This is a genomic window from Streptomyces sp. CBMA152, assembly GCF_014596475.1.
In the GTDB taxonomy this organism is placed as follows: domain Bacteria; phylum Actinomycetota; class Actinomycetes; order Streptomycetales; family Streptomycetaceae; genus Streptomyces.
The window spans coordinates 490,393-508,996 of sequence record NZ_MECJ01000002.1 but is presented as its reverse complement, the minus strand read 5'-3'; the positions used below and the strand labels follow the sequence as shown (position 1 = coordinate 508,996).

The following is an 18,604-nucleotide window of genomic DNA, read 5'->3' as shown; positions in this document are numbered from 1 at the left end:
TTGGCCCAGCCCCTGAGTCGTACGAAGTGGCGAACCTTTCCCGCTCACCGCGCGGTGATCAGAATAGTCAGGCCGACGAAGAGCCGGTGACACCGACGAGTTTCCCGACCTTGTTGCCTTCTTCGAGGTCTCGGTGCGCGGTGCGGATGTCGTTCAGGGCGTACGCGTGGACAGGGCCCAGGGTGACCTCGCCGGTGGCGATGCGGTCGAGGTAGCGCTGGAGGACAGCGGCGGGGAGGTCGCCGGCGTCGCCGCCGTATGCGCTGAGGCGTACTCCGCGCGGCAGGTAGGAGATCGGGTAGAAGTCGGGCACGGTCCACTCGTTGGAGAGCATGCCGGTGAAGCAGACCGTGCCGTGGACGCGGGTGGCACGGAGTGTGTCGGGCAGGGTGGGTGTGCCGACCAACTCCAGAGCCGCGTCCACCCCTTCGGGGAAGATGTGGCGGACTTGGCCGGCAATGTTCCCGTCGTCGACGAGCGCGTGGTCGACGCCGTGGTCGGCGAGGTCCTGGGCGCGTTCGGGCTTGCGGGTGGTGGCGAGGACGGTGGCGCCCATGTCCTTGGCGAGGGTGGCGGTGGCCAGGCCGAGGGCGGAGGTGCCGCCCCGGATCAGCAGCGTCTGTCCGGCGCTCAGGTCCAGGCCGGTGGTCAGCGACCCGTACGCGGTCTGCAGGGTCTCGGGCACCGCGCCGATGGTGGCCCACGGCAGGCCGCTGGTGAAGGGTATGACCTGCGAGCGCGGTACGAGGGTGTACTCGGCGTAGCCGCCGTCGAAGACCCGGCCCATACCACCCATGAGGGCGGCCACTTGCTGTCCCACCGGGAACATACCGTCGGGATCGGCGTCCACGGTCCCGGTCGCCTCGATGCCCGGGACACGCGGGAACGTCACACCTTCCGCCAGGCCGAGGCGGGTGTGCAGTTCGGAGCGGTTGAGACCGAACGCCTCGACCTTGATCCGGACCCAGCCCGGCCGGGGCTCGGGGATCGGCAGGCGACGTATGTGGAGGTTGGTCACGGGGCCCGGCGCGTCGAGGACGACGGCGTTCATCGTTGCGTGCACTGGTCTCCTTGGGTGTGGAGTGGGGTGTGGTTGACGTCGATGAGCGGCCCGGGTCAGGGCGGTGTGCCGTCGGTGCCCGTCCCGCCCGCCGCCAGGGTTTCGTGCAGCCAGGCACGTTCCGCCCGGCCGGTGGCACGGGCGACCAGGAGCATGCCTCGGCGGTACGGGTCGGCAACCTCTTCCGCGCGCAGCGGGGTGTCCCCGTCGTAGAAGAAGCTCGCCGGGGTCTCCAGGAAGGCCAGCCGTCGACGCAGCACGGCGTGCTGGTCGGCGACGTCGGGGAGCAGGGAGAGGAACGCCAGGAGCGTGAAGAACCGGCTGCCGTCGGTGAGGTCGTGCTCCGCCGGGTTGCGCAGGCGGTCCAGCAGCTCGGTGCGCCCGGGCTCGGTGAGCGTGAGGACGTATCGACGGGCCGCCCCGGCTCCGGGCTCGACCCGCCGGTCGAGCCACCCCTTCTTTACGAGGCGGTTGATCGCCGGGTAGAGGCTGCCGTCGCTGACCGGCCGGGTGTGGCCGGACAACTGGGCGACGCGCTGCCGCAGCTCATAGCCGTGCAGCGGGCCGCCGGCGAGGAATCCCAGGATCGCGAGCTCCAGCATGCCTGCATCATGCCACATCGATTCGAGGTACCTCGAATCGATGTGGCTTCCCATGGCACAGCCACTCGAAATGCGATCTTCGTACGTGTGCGCGAGCGTGGAAGCACTTCATCCTGCGACGTCCCCGACCCGACAGGAGGCAATCACCATGGGCAAGAAACAGACCCGCCAGAACCGCGGAGCCCGTACCGGCGGCCACGAGCACAACACCACCGCCGAGACCACCAAGCGGCAAGCGCCGACGATTGCCGCGCAGGAGACGACGACACACCCGACCCCGGAGGTCTCCCACAAGCAGCCGCGGAAGTTCGGCCACAACTGATCAAACCCTGGCGTCAGCCCGCAAACCCCGGAACCACCAGACCGGACTCGTACGCGATCACCACCGCGTGGGTCCGGTTCTGTGCGCTTAGTTTGGTGAGCACGTTCCCGACGTGCGTCTTCACCGTCTCCAGACTCACCGTGAGCGATGCGGCGATCTCCGGGTTGGAAAGGCCGGTGGCCATCAACCGCAGCACCTCCTCCTCCCGCCCCGTCAGCGCCGCCTTCGGCAACGCCTCGGCGGAACCCAGCGGACGGGCGGTGACCATTTCGCGCAGGGCCGCCGGGAAGAGGATCGCCTCCCCCGCCGCCACCACCCGCACCACCTCCGCGATCTGCCGGACCGGAAGCCGCTTGAGCACGAACCCGCCGGCCCCCGCGCTGAGCGCGGCGGTGACGTATTCGTCGTTCTCGAAGGTGGTGATCACCACGACCTGCGGCGGTTCGGCGGACTCGGCAAGGATCTGCCGGGTGGCCTCGATCCCGTTGCGACGCGGCATCCGTACATCCATCAGAACCACGTCCGGCCGCAGCCGCCGCACCTGCTCGACCGCCTCGACACCGTCTGCTGCCTCCCCGATCACCACGATCCCCGGCTGTGCGGCGAGCAACGTACGCAGGCCGCTGCGGGTCACCTCGTCGTCGTCCGCGATCAGGAGTGTGACGGGGCTTCCGACAGGGCTGGTCGTGGCGGTTGGGCCCGCGTCAGTGCCGATCATGCCGACAACCGTATCGGCAGCCGGACCGCCAACCGCCAGTGCTGCGGTCCGTGCGGGCCTGCCTCGATCTCGCCGTGCAGCAGCCGTACGCGCTCGGCGAGACCGGGCATACCGTGCCCGGACGTCGGGAAGGCACCCGGGCCCTGGCGCGTGCCCGTCCGGTTGACCACACTCAGCTCCAACCCGTCCGGCGCGGCCGCCACACGTACCTCGATCCGGCCGCCCGCCCCGTGCCGCAACGCGTTCGTCAAACCCTCCTGGAGGATCCGGTACGCCGCCCGGGAGAGCGTCCCCTGCACCGACGACAGGTCGCCAGACAGCTCCGGCTCCACCATCGCACCCGCGTGCCGCAACCGGTCGAGCAGTTCGGGCAGATCGGCCAACGTCCGCGTCGGCGCCGTCTCCGCCCGCTGGTCGCGCAGCACGCCCAGTACGTAGTCCAGGTCCTCCAGCGCGGCCCGGGTCGACTCCTCGATGCTGCGCAGCGCGGCCCGGGCCGCCACCGGGTCGACGGACAGTACCTCGCCCGCCACCGCCGCCTGGATCGTGGTGGCTGTCAGGGTGTGTCCGATCGAGTCGTGCAACTCATGGGCCAGCCGGTTGCGTTCGGCAAGCCGCCGCTCTCGCTCGGCCGCCAGCGCGAGCCGCTCGGCCGACGACGGACCCAACAGCCTCGGCGCCAACCACCGCAGGGAGCTCGTCACCACCGCGCACACCGCCGCTGCCAGCAGTGCGCACACCAGCGCCGCCATCCAGCTCGACCAACCCCCCTCTGCCCGCAGCGTCCAGCCGAACAGACTCACCCCGGCCTCGGCGCGGAGCCAACCCCCGGGAAGGGTCAGCCCCATGAGAAGCAGCGCACCACCCACCAGTGCCCCAATCCACCCCAGTGCCACGTGCAACAGCAACCAGAGAGGAGTCCGCCAACGGTCAACTCCAGGTGAAGTGACGATAGTTGACGCGGGATCCGGCAACGGCACCGCCAGCAACCGGCGGGCGCATGCGACCAGCCCCCGCCGCGTGGTGCGGGCCAGACCACCCGCGCCAATCAGCGCAGTCCAGACCAGAAGCGCCATAACGGCCTGCGCTCCATAGGGAGCGGATGGCCACACCAGCGCCGGCAACATGCCGAAAGGCAGCAGTGGAAGGCTCGCCAACGCGCCGCACAAGGCGAACAACATGCCCGTATATGTGGAGCCGCGCAGCAGCGGCCGTATTCCCCTGGTGATCACAATCAGTCAGTATCGCCCGGCGTCCCACCAGGGGCCTCCCTCTATCGGGGGAGGTATTTCTCCCGCCTTCCCGCGATGTGCACCCACGGCCCCGGAAGTCAGGATCGGGCCGTGCGAAACACACGAACAGCCTCTCTCCTGGCCATCGGCACCGTAGCAACTTTCGTCTCGGCGTTGACCCCCGCAAGGACCTTCGCCGCATCCGAACCTTCTACGGCCAAAGACCCTCTGCGGCAGTACACACAACAGCAACCCCGATGGGAGCGCTGCGATGCGGACAGCCCTGCCGCCTTTCAGTGCGCAACCCTCAAAGTACCGCTGGATTACAGCGATCCCGGCGGTAGGACAATTGACCTCGCCATATCACGACTGAAGGCAAGCAGCCCGGAGTCACGCCGTGGCGTTCTGCTGCTCAACCCCGGTGGCCCCGGCGGGCCGGGCCTGACCCTGCCTGTCGACCCGGCCGTCACACTGTCCGAGAACGTGAAGCGACAGTACGACCTCATCGGGTTCGACCCGAGGGGCGTCGGGCACAGCTCTCCCGTCGGCTGCGGTCTGACCGACGACGAACAGAACATGGAACACCCGTATCACGCCGAGACTTTCGCGAGCGATGTGAAGTGGGCCCGTACGGTGGCCGACAAGTGCCATACCAAGGTCGGTGACACACTGCGCCACCTCACCACCCGTAACACCGCTCGCGACATGGACGTCATCCGCGCCGTGCTGGGAGAGAAGAAGATCTCGTACGTGGGGTTCTCGTACGGAACCTACCTCGGCGCCGTCTACACGCAGATGTTTCCGCGCTGGACCGACCGGTTCGTGCTGGACAGTGCGGCCGACCCCGCGCGGTACGGGCGCGGTATGTTCCAGGCCATGGCGGAGCGGGCCGAGCCCGCCTTCACGCGATGGACCGAGTGGACTGCCCAGCGACACGCGACGTATCAACTGGGGACGACTCCGGCCGAGGTTCGCACCACCTTCTGGAACCTGGTCGCGCGGGCCGACCGTCAACCCGTCGACTACGACGGGACACTCTTCACCGGCGACGCCATCCGCGCTGAGCGAGACAGGTTCTCCCGCCTGCAGAAAGCCGCCACATGGTTCGCCGGGCTGAAGAAGGCGTCCGAGGGCAAGAAGCCGACCGAGCAGCCCCCGAGCCCACTCCCACCCGCATCGGACCGTGATGTTCCCTCGGACAACAACGCCGCGAGTGCCTGGGCTGTCCTGTGTGCCGACACTCCTACGTCGTGGCCGCGCGACCCCGAGCAGTACCGGCGGGACGCGATCCGCGACAGGGCCCGGTATCCGCTGTCCGGAGATGTCGCGTCCAACGTCAAACCGTGTGCCTTCTGGAAGGCGGGCAGCGAGCCCGGGACGACGGTGAACAACGACGTCCGGGCGCTCATCCTGCAGAACGAGTGGGACCCCTTGACTCCCCTGGCGGGCGGCCGGGCCATGCACCACGCCCTGCGCGGTTCCCGGATGGTCACCGTCGCCGGTGGAGAGGGGCACATCGTCAACGGCACCAACGCCTGCGCGGACGACAGCGCCACGGTCTACCTGACGACGGGCAGGCTCCCGGCCGAGGATCTGACCTGCCGAGCGCCCTCGGCGTGAGCCGGTCACCGGTTCACGGGCGGGTGGCTCACCCGGCGGGTGTCGGGTAGCTGCGTTCGGCCAGGTCAGGGTCTATGTCGAGGAACTGGTGCCGCTGCTCGGCCAGCCCTGGCAGGTGCTGCTGGCGCGCGCGCAGCTCGTCGATCAGCGACTCCAGCCGCTGCCGGTCCAGCCTCTCGGCCTCCGCCGCCTGGCGGTCGGCCGAGGTCATACCGCGCCCGGAGGTCTCCGGTGTCGCAGAAGGGCACATGACGATCTCCGTTCTCCTGGGAGGCCAGTACGTCCTCCCCTGCGAACGTCTCTCTGAGGAAACGTCCCAAGTCAAACTCCGGTCCCACCAGGACGCAATACGCAGCGGCGAATACTGCGGACGAAGATTCGGATGCAGACCCGCGACCTGCGGAAATATCACCACAATATTGGTCACATGCAGTGACAGTCACCCATAGCACTCCACCGCGTCCGGCCACCGACACCCGCTAGGTATGGTGAGTCCAAGGTTCCGTTTCAGACGTGCACGTGTGTACGGGGAAGTAGAAGGTCTCACGGTGTCCGATCTGGGGCGGCTCATAGCCAACCGATACCGGCTGGTCGAGCGGGTGGGCCGGGGCGGCATGGGCACCGTGTGGCGGGCCGAGGACGAGGTGCTCGGCCGCCACGTCGCCGTCAAGAAGCTGCACGTACCGCCGCATCTGCACGACGACGAGGTCCAGCGCCTCCACGAGCGCACCCGTCGCGAGGCGCGCAGCGCCGCCCGGATCAGCCACCCCAACATCATCGTGGTGCACGACGTCGTCGACGACGAGGGCCTGCCGTGCATCGTCATGGAGTACATACCCTCGGTCACCCTCGGTGACGTACTGAAGGAGCAGGGCACGCTGCCGGTCGGTGAGGCGGCCCGGATCGGCCGCATCATGGCCACCGCGCTGCGTGCCGCGCACGACGCCGGGGTGCTGCACCGGGACGTGAAGCCCGCCAACGTCCTGCTCGGCCACGACGGGCGTATCGTCCTCACCGACTTCGGGATCGCGGTGGAGTCCGGGGCGTCGTCCCTGACCAGGACCGGCGAACTGGTCGGGTCGATCCACTACCTCGCCCCGGAACGCCTGCGCGACGGGGGCGCCGAGCCCGGGCCCGCCTGCGACCTGTGGTCGCTCGGTACGACGCTCTACCAGGCGGTCGAGGGGCGCCACCCGTTCGACCGGGACACCCCGATCGAGACGGCGTACGCCATCGCCGCCGACCCGCACGAGCCCCCGCGCAACGCCGCAGACCTGACCCCGGTGATCGAGGGCCTGCTGGTCAAGGACCCCGAGCGGCGCATGGCCGCCCACGAGGCCGAACGCCTCCTCGGCGCCGTGGCCACGGCGGGGACCACCCGTCTCACCCACACCACGCGCCTGGAACCCGTGGCCGACCCCGTCGTATCTCCCGCACCGAAGCGCAAGCGCGGGCGCCGTACAGCGCTGTGGGTCGTCTCGGCGGTGCTGGTCGCCGCCACCGCGACGGGCGGCGCACTGCTCTGGTCCCAGGGCGGCACCGCGTCCACGGCCGCCGACGCGTCCGGGACCGGCACCTCCTCCCCCGCGCCTGCGAGTCCGCCCCCGCTGCCCACCGGCTATCACCTGGAGAAGGCCGGACAAGGTTTCTCCGTGCCCGTACCGGACGGGTGGACCCCGAAAAACGTCCCCGGTGGTGAAGTCGCCTTCATCGGCCCCTCCGGGCTCGCCGGTCTGCGGGTCGACGTCGTGCAGTTCGCGGGCTCCGACCCGCTGACGCACTGGCGCGAGACCGAAGAGGGCCAGACGCGCCGCGACAACCCGGGCTACGAGCGGGTGCGCATGGCTCCCACGACGTTCCGTGGACGACCCGCCGGGTACTGGGAGTTCACGTTCCAGGGCAAGGTACGGAAATACCGCGCGGTGGAACTGGCCTTCAGCGGCACCGACGGCACGCAGTACGTGGTCTACCTCTCCGCGCCGAACGCGCAGTGGGACCAGTACCGGCCGGTCTTCGACACGGCCGTCAAGGGCATCCGCCTGCCGTCGTAGCCCGGGACGCGATCAGTGGTCGCGGGATCCGGTGCGGTGGACCGGGCCGTGGGCGTCGTCGCAGTGCGGGTCGCCCTCCGTCCCGCCGGTGGCGAGGGCGGGCACCTGGTCGGAGGCGTGGTCGACCTGCAAGGTGGCGTGGGTGATCTCGTACTCGCTGCCCAGCAGGCCCTGGAGGTCGCGGCGGACGGCGTGACAGTCCCTGGCCTCGTCGACCAGGACGTGCGCGGACAGGGCGGGCTGTCCGGAGGTGATCTCCCATACGTGCAGGTCGTGGATCTCGACGACGCCGGGGGTGGCGACCAGCCGGGCGCCCAGCGCGTCGGGGTCGATGCCGGCGGGCGCGGCCTCCAGGAAGATCCGGCCCGACTTGCGCACCAGGCCGGTGCCGGCCTTGAGCATCAGGGCCACCACGACCAGGGAGGCGATGGCGTCCGCGCGGGAGAAGCCGGTGAACAGGACGACGGCGCCGGCGACGGCGGTGGCGATGAAGCCGTAGAGGTCGGTGAGGATGTGCTGGAAGGCGCCCTCGACGTTGAGCGAGGTGCGGTTGGCCTTCGAAATGCACCACGCGGCAACGATGTTGACGACGATTCCGACCAGCGCGGTGACCACCACCAGGCCGCCGGTGACCTCGGGCGGCGAGATGAGGCGGACGACGGCCTCGTACGCCAGCCAGGCCGAGAGCAGGAGCAGGGTGAGCCCGTTGGCCTGGGCGGAGAGGATCTCGGCCCGCTTGAGTCCATACGTATAGCCGCCCTTGGCCGGGCGGGCCGACAGGCGCATCGCAACCAGGGCGAGCACGATGGAGGCGGCGTCCGTGAGCATGTGCGCCGCGTCCGAGATCAGCGCCAGCGACTGGGCGACGACACCGATGACGACCTCGCCGCACATATAGACGACGATCAGCGCGAGCGCGATGGTCAGCCAGCGTCGGTCCGCGTCCGCGGCCACCCCGTGGCTGTGCCCGTCGGAGCCGTGCCGGTGGCCGTGTGCCTCGCCCTCGCGGGTGTGGTCGTGGACGTGGTTGCTCATCGAGAGGTCCCCCGGGGAGGTCGGCGACAGCGGCCCGGATCGGTCGGCCACGTTCAGTGGAACACGTTGCGGCCGAAGATCCAAAGGTGGTAACGGTGACGGTTGTCGACACCGACAAGATCCCTGCGACCTGGGGTTTCTCCCGGGGACGCGCTGTGTCAAGACTTCCTCAAGTAGTTGCGCAATCGCGCAAGAATGCGGCTATGCTTCTGGAGGTTCGGCGGAGCACCGCGACCTGCCCCGTACGGGGATCGCGCCGTGCACTGCCAGAGCTCTGACGAGTCGGGGTGAACCGGGGGTGTGCCCCGGTCCGCTCCTTGCCGCGTCGTTTCAGCGCGCGTATGCGCTCCGGCCGGAAGGAGGCGAGAGACATGGACAGCAGTTGTAGTAGTCCGGGCCATCATCGGCCCCGCGTCCGCTTGTCCTCGTTGACTTCCGGCGCCCGGTAACCACCTTCCCTGCGCGTTTCCACGCAACCGATACGGCACCCGTGCGGCCTTCGCCCCCCGGGTGGTCGGGCTGCGCGCTCGCAGGGCGGATCGCTGCCGAGCGTCCCCAACTCCTCCCCGTACAAGGGGAGTCGGGAGACCTCTCATGACCACCGCACCCGTCAGGCCCGCTGTTCCCGCGCCCCGCGCCGCCGTACTCGACGACGCCCATGTCGGCGACATCCGCGGCGCGCTCGGCACCATCAAGCTGGACGACACCGGCGAACGCCGGGGCCTGTCCGCCAAGTTCAAGACGCTGCTCGCGATCGTCGGGCCCGGCCTGATCGTGATGGTCGGCGACAACGACGCCGGCGCCTTCGGCACATACGGCCAGGCCGGTCAGAACTACGGCACCGGCCTGCTGTGGACCCTGCTCCTGCTGGTCCCCGTCCTGTACGTCAACCAGGAGATGGTGCTGCGTCTGGGCGCGGTCACCGGGGTCGGGCACGCCCGCCTCATCCTGGAGCGGTTCGGGAAGTTCTGGGGCGCGTTCAGTGTCATCGACCTGTTCCTGCTCAACGCCCTCACCCTGGTCACGGAGTTCATCGGCATCACGCTGGCGGCCGGATACCTGGGACTGCCCAAGACCGGCTCGGTGGTCCTGGCCGCCGCGATCATCATCGCCTCCGCGTTCACCGGCTCCTTCCGCCGCTTCGAGCGCATCGCCATCCTCCTGTGCGCCGGTTCGCTGCTGCTGGTCCCGCTGTACTTCATGGTCCACCCGAAGACGTCGCAGATGGCCCACGACTTCGTGGTGCCCGCGATCCCGGGCGGCTCCGGCGAGTTGGCGACCGTGATGCTGCTGATCATCGCGATCGTGGGCACCACCGTCGCCCCCTGGCAGCTGTTCTTCCAGCAGTCCTTCGTCATCGACAAGCGGATCACGCCGCGGTTCATGAAGTACGAGAAGGTCGACCTCTGGATCGGCATCGCCATCGTGGTCGTCGGCGCCGCCGCCATGATGGGCTTCACCGCCGCCACGTTCGCCGGGACGAAGGAGTTCGGCCAGTTCACCGACGCCGCCGGTGTCGCGCAGGGTCTGGAGGCCCACGCGGGCAAGCTGGCCGGGGTGCTGTTCGCCGTCGCGCTCCTGGACGCCTCGATCATCGGCGCGTTCGCGGTGTCCCTGTCCACGGCCTACGCCATCGGCGACGTGATGGGTATGAAGCACTCCCTGCACCGTGGCATCAAGGGCGCCAAGGGCTTCTACGCCGTCTACGCGGGACTCGTCGCCGTCGCCGCCACCGTCGTGCTGATCCCCGGCTCCCCGCTCGGCCTGCTCACCCAGGGCGTCCAGACCCTCGCCGGAGTCCTGCTGCCCTCGGCGTCCGTCTTCCTGCTGCTGCTCTGCAACGACAAGGCCGTACTCGGCCCGTGGGCCAACGGCCCGAAGACCAACGCCTTCACGGCGGCGGTGGTCGGCGTCCTGGTCACCCTCTCCGTCATCCTGACCGCCTCGGTCCTCTTCCCGGACATCACCTCCGCCGCGATCCTCGACATCTTGGCGGCCTGCGGTGTCATCGGAGTCCTCGCGGCCGGATACTCCTTCACCCGCCGCCGCACCGGCACCAAGGAGGACCCGATCGACCGCACCGGCCGGGAGAACTGGCGGATGCCCCCGCTGGACACCCTCACCCGGCCGGCCATGTCCACCGCCCGCAAGATCGGCATGGGCGCCCTGCGCACGTACCTCCTCATCGCGATGGTCCTGGTCGTCATAAAGATCGTCCAGGTCGCTCTGGCGCAGTAGCGACACCGCGCCCGCCGGGGCGGATCGACCCGCCCCGGGCACTGCCCTGGCCAACTCCCGTACGGAGGTTGATTCGTCATGCTCGCCGCACTCGACCATGTTCAGCTGGCGGCCCCGGCCGGTTCCGAGGACGCCCTGCGCAGCTTCTATCTGACCGCGCTCGGAATGATCGAGATCCCCCGGCCGCCGGGGCCTGCGCGGCGGGGCGGCTGCTGGTTCGCCGCCGCCGACGGCGGCCGGCTGGAGATCCACGTAGGGATCGAGGACGGCTACCGCCCACCCCGCAAGGCCCACCCGGCGGTACGGGTCACCGGCCTCGACGCCCTCGCCACCCGCCTGGAGCGGCACGGAGCACCGGTGGTCTGGAACGCCAGCCTGCCGACCCACCGCCGCTTCTACACCCAGGACCCGGTCGGCAACCGTCTGGAATTCCTGGAACCGCTGGTGTGACGAGGAACGCGGCGGGCCCGGCCGTTACGGCCGCCGCGTCTGTTCCAACCCCGGGTCAGCGGCCGCTCGCCCGCTCCGCGACCGGATACGGCACGTACGTGCTGCTGTTCTCGTCGATGGACAGGTGCTGGCCGAGCGGCGGCATGGCGCGCTGGGGGCAGTCCAGGCGTTCGCAGGCTCGGCAGCCCATGCCGATCGGGGTCGCGGCGGAGGCGTTGGCAAGGTCCAAGCCGTCGGAGTAGACGAGCCGGGAGGCGTGGCGGATCTCGCAGCCCAAGCCGATCGCGAACGTCTTGCCCGGCTCCCCCCAGCCGCCCCGGGAGCGGGTGACTGCGCGCGCCGTCCACAGATACCGCTGCCCGTCGGGCATCGCGGCGATCTGGACGTGGATGCGGCCGGGCGCGGCGAACGCCTCGTACACGTTCCACAGGGGGCAGGTGCCGCCGGCCCGGGAGAAGTGGAAGGCGGTGGCCGACTGCCGCTTGGACATGTTGCCCGCTCGGTCGACGCGTACGAAGGAGAAGGGAACTCCGCGCAGACGCGGGCGCTGAAGGGTGCTCAGACGGTGGCACACCGTCTCGTGGCCGAGCCCGAAACGGTCGGTCAGCCGCTCGATGTCGTAGCGCACCTCTTCGGCGGCCGCGTGGAAGGCGCGGTACGGCAGGATCAGCGCGGCGGCGAAGTGGTTGGCCACCCCGATCCGGGCCAGCTTCCACGTCGGGGAGCCCTCCTCGAAGTCCTCACCGGCGTGCCGCGACAGCACCTCGCTGTATTCCAGCATCGCCAGCTGCGTCGCCATACGGAACGCCTGCCGGCCGGGCCGCAGCCGAGGCGACAGATGCAGGACGCGCCCGGCGGGGTCATAATGGTGCGGCCGGTCCCCGTCGGCCACGATGCGGACGCCGTACCGGTCGGCGAGGCAGGCGGCCAATGCCCGGCGTACTTCACCGGGACGGATACCGATGGCCTCCGCCAACTCCTCGGCAGCGGTGTCCACTTCATGCAGATAGTTCTGACGGCGGTAGAAGAACTCGCGGATCTCCTCGTGCGGGGTACGGGCGACGACGGGATCGGCGGTGGCGCGGTGACCGTCGGTGGCCTGGGCCAGTTGCTCACCCAACTCCTGGGTACGGCGGCTCAGCCGCAGCAGCACCTCGCCAACACCGGGCAGCTTGGCGGCGAGCTCCGCCAGGTCGGACGCTGAGACGCGACTCGTGGCCACGTCGTCTGCCAGCGCCTCGCGCAGGTCCGCGACGAGGCGGCTGGTGTCCCGCTCGGAGAAGAACCCGGCGTCCACCCCGAACGCCTCGGTCAGCCGCAGCAGTACGGGCACGGTCAGCGGCCGCGAGTCGTGCTCCATCTGGTTGAGATAGCTCGGCGAGATCGCCAGCATCCGGGCCAACTCAGCCTGGCTCAAACGTCGTTCCTCGCGCAGCCTCCGCAGCCGCGTACCCGCATACGTCTTGCTCATCCCGGCCTCCGATCGCCACTCACAGCGTAGAAGGTGAAAGGTCGTCATACGGCTTCGCAAGCTTGGCGAACACAGCGGCGATGATTCGCAGCACTTGACATCGGGCCACGGTTGATGGCACTGGGTGCCACTGCCAGAGTTGTGGTGCGGCCCACCGGAGCCCTCCATATCGGCTCAACGGTACGGGTGTTGGCACTGCGGGCCGTAGATCGAGGCGGGGCCGATGCCCCTCTTCGCACCCTTGACAGACATCCACGCGATACCGAGCGACACCAGGAGTGGGTCATGGCTCAGGCACAGACGGCGGCGGCCGAACAGCTGGCACGGCGATGGGCGACCGATGCCCGCTGGAGTGGGATCGAGCGCACCTACCGCGCCGAGGACGTCGTACGGCTCTCCGGCAGTGTGCGCGAGGAGCACACCCTGGCCCGGCGCGGCGCCGAGCGGCTGTGGCGGCAACTGCACGAGCAGGACTACATCCACGCGCTCGGCGCGCTCACCGGCGGCCAGGCCGTCCAGCAGGTCAGGGCCGGGCTGCAGGCCATCTACCTCTCCGGCTGGCAGGTGGCCGCCGACGCCAACCAGGCCGGGCACACCTACCCCGACCAGAGCCTGTATCCGGTCAACTCCGTTCCCCAGGTGGTGCGGAGGATCAACAACGCGCTGCTGCGCGCCGACCAGATCGCCACCTCCGAAGGCGGCGCCGACACCACCGACTGGCTCGCGCCCATCGTCGCCGACGCGGAGGCCGGGTTCGGTGGACCGCTGAACGCCTTCGAGCTGACCAAGGCGATGATCGCGGCCGGTGCGGCTGGCATCCACTACGAGGACCAACTGGCGTCCGAGAAGAAGTGCGGCCACCTCGGCGGGAAGGTCCTGGTGCCGACCTCGCAGCACATCCGTACCCTCAACGCCGCACGTCTGGCCGCCGACATCGCGGACACCCCGACCGTGATCATCGCCCGTACGGACGCACTCGCCGCCAACCTGCTGACCAGCGACGTCGATGAGCGCGACGCGCAGTTCGTGACGGGTGAGCGCACGGCCGAGGGCTTCTACCGGGTCCAGAACGGTATGGCGCCCGTCATCGCCCGCGGCCTCGCCTACGCCCCCTACGCGGACCTGATCTGGGTGGAGACCGGCACCCCGGACCTCGCCCAGGCCCGCGAGTTCGCCGAGGCGATCCACGCGCGCCACCCGGACCAGATGCTGGCGTACAACTGCTCGCCGTCCTTCAACTGGAAGGCCGCGCTCGACGACGACCAGATCGCCAAGTTCCAGCGGGAGTTGGGCGCGATGGGTTACCGGTTCCAGTTCATCACCCTGGCCGGGTTCCACTCCCTCAACCACGGCATGTTCGACCTGGCGCATGGCTATGCAGAGCACGGTATGACCGCGTATGTCGACCTCCAGGAGCGGGAGTTCGCCGCGCAGGAGCGTGGTTTCACTGCCGTGAAACACCAGCGTGAAGTGGGCACCGGCTACTTCGACCTGGTCTCCACCGCCGTCAACCCCGCCTCGTCGACCACCGCGCTGGCCGGCTCCACGGAGGAGGAGCAGTTCCACTGAGTGCGGCGTTCGGCTGCCGACCGTGCGTGGGGGCCCCTGCTCGGACGAAGTTGAGAGCTTGGGGGACGGTCGCGGCCGCACAGTGTCACAGCCCCGCGCCCCTGAGGGGGCGCGGCACCGCGCCACGAACCAGAACGGAGCGATCATGACCAACAGCATCCAGCGCGTAGGCGTCGTCGGCGGTGGTCAGATGGGCGCCGGTATCGCCGAGGTCTGTGCCCGCGCCGGGCTCGACACCGTCGTGTGCGAGGCCGACGCCGCCACAGCCCGACGGGCCCGCGACCGGGTCGCCACATCCCTGGAACGCGCCGCCGAACGCGGCAAGTTGGACCGTCTCGCCGCCGAGAACGCCCTGGCCCGGCTCGTCTTCACCAGCAGCCTCGACGACCTCGCCGACCAGCACCTGGTCGTCGAAGCGGCCACCGAGAACGCCGACGTCAAGACGGAGATCTTCACCGCCCTCGACAAGATCGTCGAGGACCCGGCGGCGATCCTGGCGACCAACACCTCGTCCCTGCCCGTGATGCGCCTCGGCATGGCCACGCACCGCGCCGACCGCGTCCTCGGCCTGCACTTCTTCAACCCCGTACCGGTCATGCCGCTGGTGGAGATCGTCACCTCGCTGCACACCACCGCCGAAACGGCCGCCGCGGCCGAGGTGTTCGCCCGTGACACACTCGGCAAGACAGTGATCCGCTCCAAGGACCGGGCGGGCTTCGTCGTCAACGCCCTGCTCATCCCGTACCTGCTCGCCGCGGTCCGGATGGCGGAGTCGGGCTTCGCCACCCCCTCCGATGTGGACGCCGGCATGGAACTGGGCTGCGCCCACCCGATGGGCCCGCTCAAGCTCGCCGATCTGATCGGCCTGGACACCGTGGCCTCCATCGCCAAGTCGCTCTACGAGGAGTTCAAGGAGCCCCTGTACGCCCCGCCGCCGCTGCTCCAGCGCATGGTGGAGGCCGGGCTGCTCGGCCGGAAGGCGGGGCGGGGGTTTCACACGTACGACCGAGGTTGACAGCGCCCGGGGGGGGCGATTCACCGTCAGCCCACCGAGCGGCCGGCTGTCTCCCTCGCCTCGGCAGGCGTGCGCTCCTGCGCCTGCGCGTACGCCATCAGGACGAGCAGGGTGACGAGCAGGACGCCCGACGAACCCGCCGTCCCGAGGTCCAGGCCCCCCTTGGCGACCGGCTTGGTCAGGAAGTCGCCCGCCGTGGCGCCGAGCGGGCGGGTGAGGACGAAGGCGATCCAGAACAGCAGCACGTTCGGCACCACCGGCACCTTCATCAGCGCGACGAGCAGCGCGAGCGCCGAGGAGACCAAGAGTGCACCACCGGCGTAGCCGAGGCCCGAGCTGTCGGAGAGGAAGTCGCCCATCGAGGTGCCGAGCGTGTTGGAGACGAGGATCGCCGACCAGAACAGCACTTCACCCCGGAAGGTGACGATCTCCCGGATCTGGAACGTCATCCCGCTCGACTTCCAGATCACGAAGATCACCAGGAGGAGGGAGAGGAGGAGCGCCGCGCCTGTCGGGTATCCCAGGGCGAGGCCCTGCGGGCCCCAGCCGAGCGCATCGGCCCCGTTCGACAGGTACTTGGCGCTGGCGTCCCGGTTCATGAAGTCGGACATCGTGGTGCCGGCCGTGCTGGTCGACAGGATCACGGTCCAGTAGCAGAACGGGTTGTAGCGGCGGGACCGCAGCTGGACCAGCAAGGTCACCACGAAGACGAGGAACAGCGCGATCGTGGTGAGGAAATAGCCCAGCTTGAGGGTCTGCGCGAAGAGGTCCCCGGCCGTCTCGCCCAGCGTCGTCGCGGCGATCTTCATGATCCAGAAGGCCAGGGTGACCTCGGGCAGTTTCCTCGTCACCGCCGTGGTCGCGTCGTTCGCGACCTCCGGGCCGATGACAACGTCCGGTCGCTCCAAGGTCAACGACTCCTGCCCGGTCGAACGGCAGGGTGCCCACCCTCGCGGGGGTGAGCACCCTGTGAGACCAATCGAGCACGAAGTGTAGTGGACCGTCAGGCCGTGACGGACACCACTGCCGACTCAGACCAGTTCGGGCTGCCGTTCCGGCTGCCGCGCCGCGGGGACCTTCGCTGCCGTCGGTTCCCACCGCTTGGTGGTCCGTACATAGCCGTAGATCACCGAAGCCATGGCCAGCATGAGAAGGGGGCCGAATATCCACGGGTGTTCGGCCATCTGCAGCGGCAGATAGCGATACGACACCAAGAGCGCGGCGAACACGGTCGCGCCATAAGCGACCAGCTGAATTCCCGACCGGTCCCAGCCACGTTCGATCGCGCGCAGCGCGCCCTCGATCGTGAGCGTGAAGGCGACACCGGCAATGATGTCCGTGCCGTAGTGGTAGCCGAATCCCAGCGTTGCGCCGAGCGTCGCGATCAGCCAGAACGCGCCCGCATAACGCAGAATTCTCGGGCCCTTGCGGGAATGAATGAAAATCGCGGTGGCCCACGCCGTGTGCAGGCTGGGCATGCAGTTGCGCGGGGTGAGCTCGTCGAATGGCATGTGGTGCGGGGCACCGATCGGCGGCGGGGTGTGCGGCCACAGGTTGGCCACCGCCAGGTGTTCGCTGCCGGTGCCGAAGGCGCCGGTGCCGTACGCGAAGATCGGTCCGACCACCGGGAAGATCATGTAGATCGCGGGCCCGAGCAGGCCGATCGTCAAAAAGGTGCGCACCAGATGATGGCTCGGGAAGCGGCGCTCGGCCGCCACATTGCGCAGCTGGTACACCGTGACGATGACCGCGGCCACGGCGAGCTGAATGTAGACGTAGTCGAGCACATGGGCGCCGATCGGGCCCGTGGCCTTGACCATCCGGCCCACCACCCACGACGGGTTGCCCAGCGCGTGATCGGCGACCGCCACGTACTGGTCGAGCACCGTCAGGCGGGTCTTCGACGTGATGAGCAGCCAGGCGTCACCGGTCTTGCGGCCGGCCACCAGCAGCAGGCCGAGCCCGACACCCTTCAGCAGCAGGGCACGTTCCCGCCCGGTACGGCGCGTGACAGCGATGACCGCGCAGCCCAGAAGCACCCACAGCGCGCCGTTGCCGAACATCATCTTGGCGTCGAGCGACCACCGCACCACGAAGAAAACGATGTCGATGCCGACCGCGACACCGATCGCGATGAACCGTTGCCGCCAGGTGAGCACCACCATCATCAACGCCATACTGGCGTACAGCAGCGGCCCCGATTTCGGGGCGAATACCACCTCTCGCACCTGGTTGTCGATCGGCCCGCGTGTGCCGTAGTGCCGCGCGGCGATCTCCAGCGCGACAAGGAATCCGAGGGCCACCACACTCGCCGCGGTCCACAACATCGCCCGTGGCTGACGCCACGCGGCGAACACGCTTTTCCAGTTGATTCGCGAAATCTTCCGTGATGCTATAGATATCAATTGTTTGGCCGATTTGTTAGATTTATTTACATCGATCGCTCTTCATGCTGGGCAGGATGGTTTCCGTAGGGGCGGGCGACGAGGGCGATCATCATGGGTTCGATCATGATATAGGAGCGCGGCGGGTGGGTTTGGCTGGTCACGGGCGGTAAGGAGTTCGGAACGGACCGGAGGCCGACAGCTACCGGCCCCGCACCCAGTCGTCTCGGACAAGGTCGTACTCGACCTCGCCGTGCTCGGATCCCGGGATCGCTTCCGGCCAGTCCCCGGTGAAGTTCCGCAGGAATGACAGGCCCGCCTTCTCCATCACACGCCGGGATCGCGTATTCACCGCCATCGTGTTCGCGGTGACCCGCTCCACACCGAGGTCGGTGAACCCTTTTTCCATCAGGGCCCGGGACCCCTCAGCGGCATAGCCCTTGCCCCAGGCGGCCTTGTTCAGCCGGTAACCGAGCTCGACCACGGCCGTGCTGTCGTCGTCAAGGGGACGAAACTCGAACCACCCCAAGAAGGTCCCGGTGCCCTTCTCCTCGGCGGCCCAGTAGCCACGGGTGCCGAAGCACGGGTAGTCGTGCAGGAGCCGTGGCAGGGTCAGCGCGCGGATCGCTTCACGGCTGGTCGGCCGGCCGCCATTGATGAAGCGCATGACGTCAGGGTCGCTGTCCAGCGCGAACAGGTGGTCGGCGTCGGCGTCGCTGAACGGGCGCAGTACCAGCCGTTCGGTCTCCAGGAAGACATCCATCCCGCGATCCTCACCACCGGGCGCCGCGCCCGCCACCGGATTTCCCCAGCAGACCAGTGACGGGCCCCTGGCCC

17 protein-coding genes are annotated in these 18,604 nt (G+C 69.0%); 7 read left to right on the top strand and 10 right to left on the bottom strand.

The genetic code is table 11. The features are described from left to right. Window positions 1–67: 67 nt before the first annotated feature. Entirely contained in the window at window positions 68–1,051 is a 984-nt protein-coding gene (locus BG418_RS03235) for a zinc-binding alcohol dehydrogenase family protein (RefSeq protein ID WP_188272322.1), read from the bottom strand. Window positions 1,052–1,116: 65 nt separating this feature from the next. After that, window positions 1,117–1,662 (bottom strand): PadR family transcriptional regulator, encoded by a 546-nt coding sequence (locus BG418_RS03230; protein WP_188272090.1) that lies wholly within the window; start codon window positions 1,660–1,662, stop codon window positions 1,117–1,119. 148 nt (window positions 1,663–1,810) lie between these two features. Here BG418_RS03230 and BG418_RS03225 point away from each other — a divergent pair, with 148 nt between their 5' ends. Then, window positions 1,811–1,984 (top strand): hypothetical protein, encoded by a 174-nt coding sequence (locus BG418_RS03225; RefSeq protein ID WP_188272089.1) that lies wholly within the window; start codon window positions 1,811–1,813, stop codon window positions 1,982–1,984. A gap of 13 nt (window positions 1,985–1,997) precedes the next feature. On the opposite strand, the gene BG418_RS03220 is transcribed toward BG418_RS03225, so the two are convergent. Continuing rightward, window positions 1,998–2,702 (bottom strand): response regulator transcription factor, encoded by a 705-nt coding sequence (locus tag BG418_RS03220; RefSeq protein ID WP_188272088.1) that lies wholly within the window; start codon window positions 2,700–2,702, stop codon window positions 1,998–2,000. Beyond that, window positions 2,699–3,550, bottom strand: a complete 852-nt coding sequence (locus BG418_RS03215; RefSeq protein ID WP_317453480.1) for a histidine kinase — start codon at window positions 3,548–3,550, stop codon at window positions 2,699–2,701. The genes BG418_RS03220 and BG418_RS03215 overlap by 4 nt, the downstream gene beginning before the upstream one ends. A gap of 459 nt (window positions 3,551–4,009) precedes the next feature. Here BG418_RS03215 and BG418_RS03210 point away from each other — a divergent pair, with 459 nt between their 5' ends. Further along, a complete protein-coding gene (locus tag BG418_RS03210) occupies window positions 4,010–5,554 on the top strand; it encodes an alpha/beta hydrolase (protein WP_188272086.1) in 1,545 nt (514 codons plus the stop codon). A gap of 28 nt (window positions 5,555–5,582) precedes the next feature. On the opposite strand, the gene BG418_RS03205 is transcribed toward BG418_RS03210, so the two are convergent. Continuing rightward, complete coding sequence (locus BG418_RS03205) at window positions 5,583–5,804, bottom strand: hypothetical protein (RefSeq protein WP_188272085.1); 222 nt, start codon at window positions 5,802–5,804, stop codon at window positions 5,583–5,585. A 298-nt stretch (window positions 5,805–6,102) separates the two neighbouring features. On the opposite strand from BG418_RS03205, the gene BG418_RS03200 reads away from it, so the two are divergent. Beyond that, on the top strand, window positions 6,103–7,605 hold the full coding sequence (locus BG418_RS03200) for a serine/threonine-protein kinase (RefSeq protein ID WP_188272084.1): 1,503 nt from the start codon (window positions 6,103–6,105) through the stop codon (window positions 7,603–7,605). 12 nt (window positions 7,606–7,617) lie between these two features. Here the strand turns inward: BG418_RS03200 and BG418_RS03195 are convergent, their stop codons facing one another. Next, window positions 7,618–8,640 (bottom strand): cation diffusion facilitator family transporter, encoded by a 1,023-nt coding sequence (locus tag BG418_RS03195; RefSeq protein ID WP_188272083.1) that lies wholly within the window; start codon window positions 8,638–8,640, stop codon window positions 7,618–7,620. A gap of 594 nt (window positions 8,641–9,234) precedes the next feature. Here BG418_RS03195 and BG418_RS03190 point away from each other — a divergent pair. Together BG418_RS03190 and BG418_RS03185 are read left to right on the top strand one after the other, a co-directional pair. Then, the gene (locus BG418_RS03190) at window positions 9,235–10,878 is read left to right on the top strand and encodes an NRAMP family divalent metal transporter (RefSeq protein ID WP_188272082.1); all 1,644 of its coding nucleotides are present in this window, start codon (window positions 9,235–9,237) and stop codon (window positions 10,876–10,878) included. Between the two features lie 78 nt (window positions 10,879–10,956). Further along, on the top strand, window positions 10,957–11,328 hold the full coding sequence (locus tag BG418_RS03185; protein WP_188272081.1) for a VOC family protein: 372 nt from the start codon (window positions 10,957–10,959) through the stop codon (window positions 11,326–11,328). A gap of 55 nt (window positions 11,329–11,383) precedes the next feature. Here BG418_RS03185 and BG418_RS03180 read toward each other — a convergent pair whose 3' ends face one another. Beyond that, entirely contained in the window at window positions 11,384–12,799 is a 1,416-nt protein-coding gene (locus BG418_RS03180) for a short-chain fatty acyl-CoA regulator family protein (RefSeq protein WP_188272080.1), read from the bottom strand. A gap of 285 nt (window positions 12,800–13,084) precedes the next feature. Here BG418_RS03180 and aceA point away from each other — a divergent pair, with 285 nt between their 5' ends. Together aceA and BG418_RS03170 are read left to right on the top strand one after the other, a co-directional pair. Next, complete coding sequence (aceA, locus tag BG418_RS03175) at window positions 13,085–14,368, top strand: isocitrate lyase (protein WP_188272079.1); 1,284 nt, start codon at window positions 13,085–13,087, stop codon at window positions 14,366–14,368. Window positions 14,369–14,513: 145 nt separating this feature from the next. Continuing rightward, window positions 14,514–15,383: a 3-hydroxybutyryl-CoA dehydrogenase gene (locus tag BG418_RS03170; protein ID WP_188272078.1), complete on the top strand. Its 870-nt coding sequence runs from the start codon at window positions 14,514–14,516 to the stop codon at window positions 15,381–15,383. A gap of 26 nt (window positions 15,384–15,409) precedes the next feature. Here the strand turns inward: BG418_RS03170 and BG418_RS03165 are convergent, their stop codons facing one another. The 3 genes from BG418_RS03165 to BG418_RS03155 all read right to left on the bottom strand — a co-directional run bounded on the left by BG418_RS03165 (window position 15,410) and on the right by BG418_RS03155 (window position 18,530). Next, window positions 15,410–16,291, bottom strand: coding sequence for a hypothetical protein (locus tag BG418_RS03165; RefSeq protein WP_223184232.1), 882 nt, complete (start codon window positions 16,289–16,291; stop codon window positions 15,410–15,412). Window positions 16,292–16,414: 123 nt separating this feature from the next. Next, window positions 16,415–17,710 carry a phosphatase PAP2 family protein gene (locus BG418_RS03160; RefSeq protein WP_188272320.1) on the bottom strand — a complete coding sequence of 432 codons (1,296 nt, stop codon included), beginning with the start codon at window positions 17,708–17,710 and terminating at the stop codon, window positions 16,415–16,417. A gap of 259 nt (window positions 17,711–17,969) precedes the next feature. After that, window positions 17,970–18,530, bottom strand: coding sequence for a GNAT family N-acetyltransferase (locus BG418_RS03155; protein ID WP_188272077.1), 561 nt, complete (start codon window positions 18,528–18,530; stop codon window positions 17,970–17,972). Window positions 18,531–18,604: the final 74 nt, after the last annotated feature.

What these genes read in the sequence shown, in the direction of transcription:
- BG418_RS03235 (WP_188272322.1), bottom strand. Translation starts at nt 1,051, where the DNA reads ATGAACGCCGTCGTCCTCGACGCGCCGGGCCCCGTGACCAACCTCCAC.
- BG418_RS03230 (WP_188272090.1), bottom strand. Translation starts at nt 1,662, where the DNA reads ATGCTGGAGCTCGCGATCCTGGGATTCCTCGCCGGCGGCCCGCTGCAC.
- BG418_RS03160 (WP_188272320.1), bottom strand. Translation starts at nt 17,710, where the DNA reads ATGTTGTGGACCGCGGCGAGTGTGGTGGCCCTCGGATTCCTTGTCGCG.
- BG418_RS03195 (WP_188272083.1), bottom strand. Translation starts at nt 8,640, where the DNA reads ATGAGCAACCACGTCCACGACCACACCCGCGAGGGCGAGGCACACGGC.
- BG418_RS03170 (WP_188272078.1), top strand. Translation starts at nt 14,514, where the DNA reads ATGACCAACAGCATCCAGCGCGTAGGCGTCGTCGGCGGTGGTCAGATG.
- BG418_RS03190 (WP_188272082.1), top strand. Translation starts at nt 9,235, where the DNA reads ATGACCACCGCACCCGTCAGGCCCGCTGTTCCCGCGCCCCGCGCCGCC.
- BG418_RS03215 (WP_317453480.1), bottom strand. Translation starts at nt 3,550, where the DNA reads ATGGGGCTGACCCTTCCCGGGGGTTGGCTCCGCGCCGAGGCCGGGGTG.
- aceA (WP_188272079.1), top strand. Translation starts at nt 13,085, where the DNA reads ATGGCTCAGGCACAGACGGCGGCGGCCGAACAGCTGGCACGGCGATGG.
- BG418_RS03210 (WP_188272086.1), top strand. Translation starts at nt 4,010, where the DNA reads ATGTGCACCCACGGCCCCGGAAGTCAGGATCGGGCCGTGCGAAACACA.
- BG418_RS03220 (WP_188272088.1), bottom strand. Translation starts at nt 2,702, where the DNA reads ATGATCGGCACTGACGCGGGCCCAACCGCCACGACCAGCCCTGTCGGA.
- BG418_RS03185 (WP_188272081.1), top strand. Translation starts at nt 10,957, where the DNA reads ATGCTCGCCGCACTCGACCATGTTCAGCTGGCGGCCCCGGCCGGTTCC.
- BG418_RS03205 (WP_188272085.1), bottom strand. Translation starts at nt 5,804, where the DNA reads ATGTGCCCTTCTGCGACACCGGAGACCTCCGGGCGCGGTATGACCTCG.
- BG418_RS03225 (WP_188272089.1), top strand. Translation starts at nt 1,811, where the DNA reads ATGGGCAAGAAACAGACCCGCCAGAACCGCGGAGCCCGTACCGGCGGC.
- BG418_RS03155 (WP_188272077.1), bottom strand. Translation starts at nt 18,530, where the DNA reads ATGGATGTCTTCCTGGAGACCGAACGGCTGGTACTGCGCCCGTTCAGC.
- BG418_RS03180 (WP_188272080.1), bottom strand. Translation starts at nt 12,799, where the DNA reads ATGAGCAAGACGTATGCGGGTACGCGGCTGCGGAGGCTGCGCGAGGAA.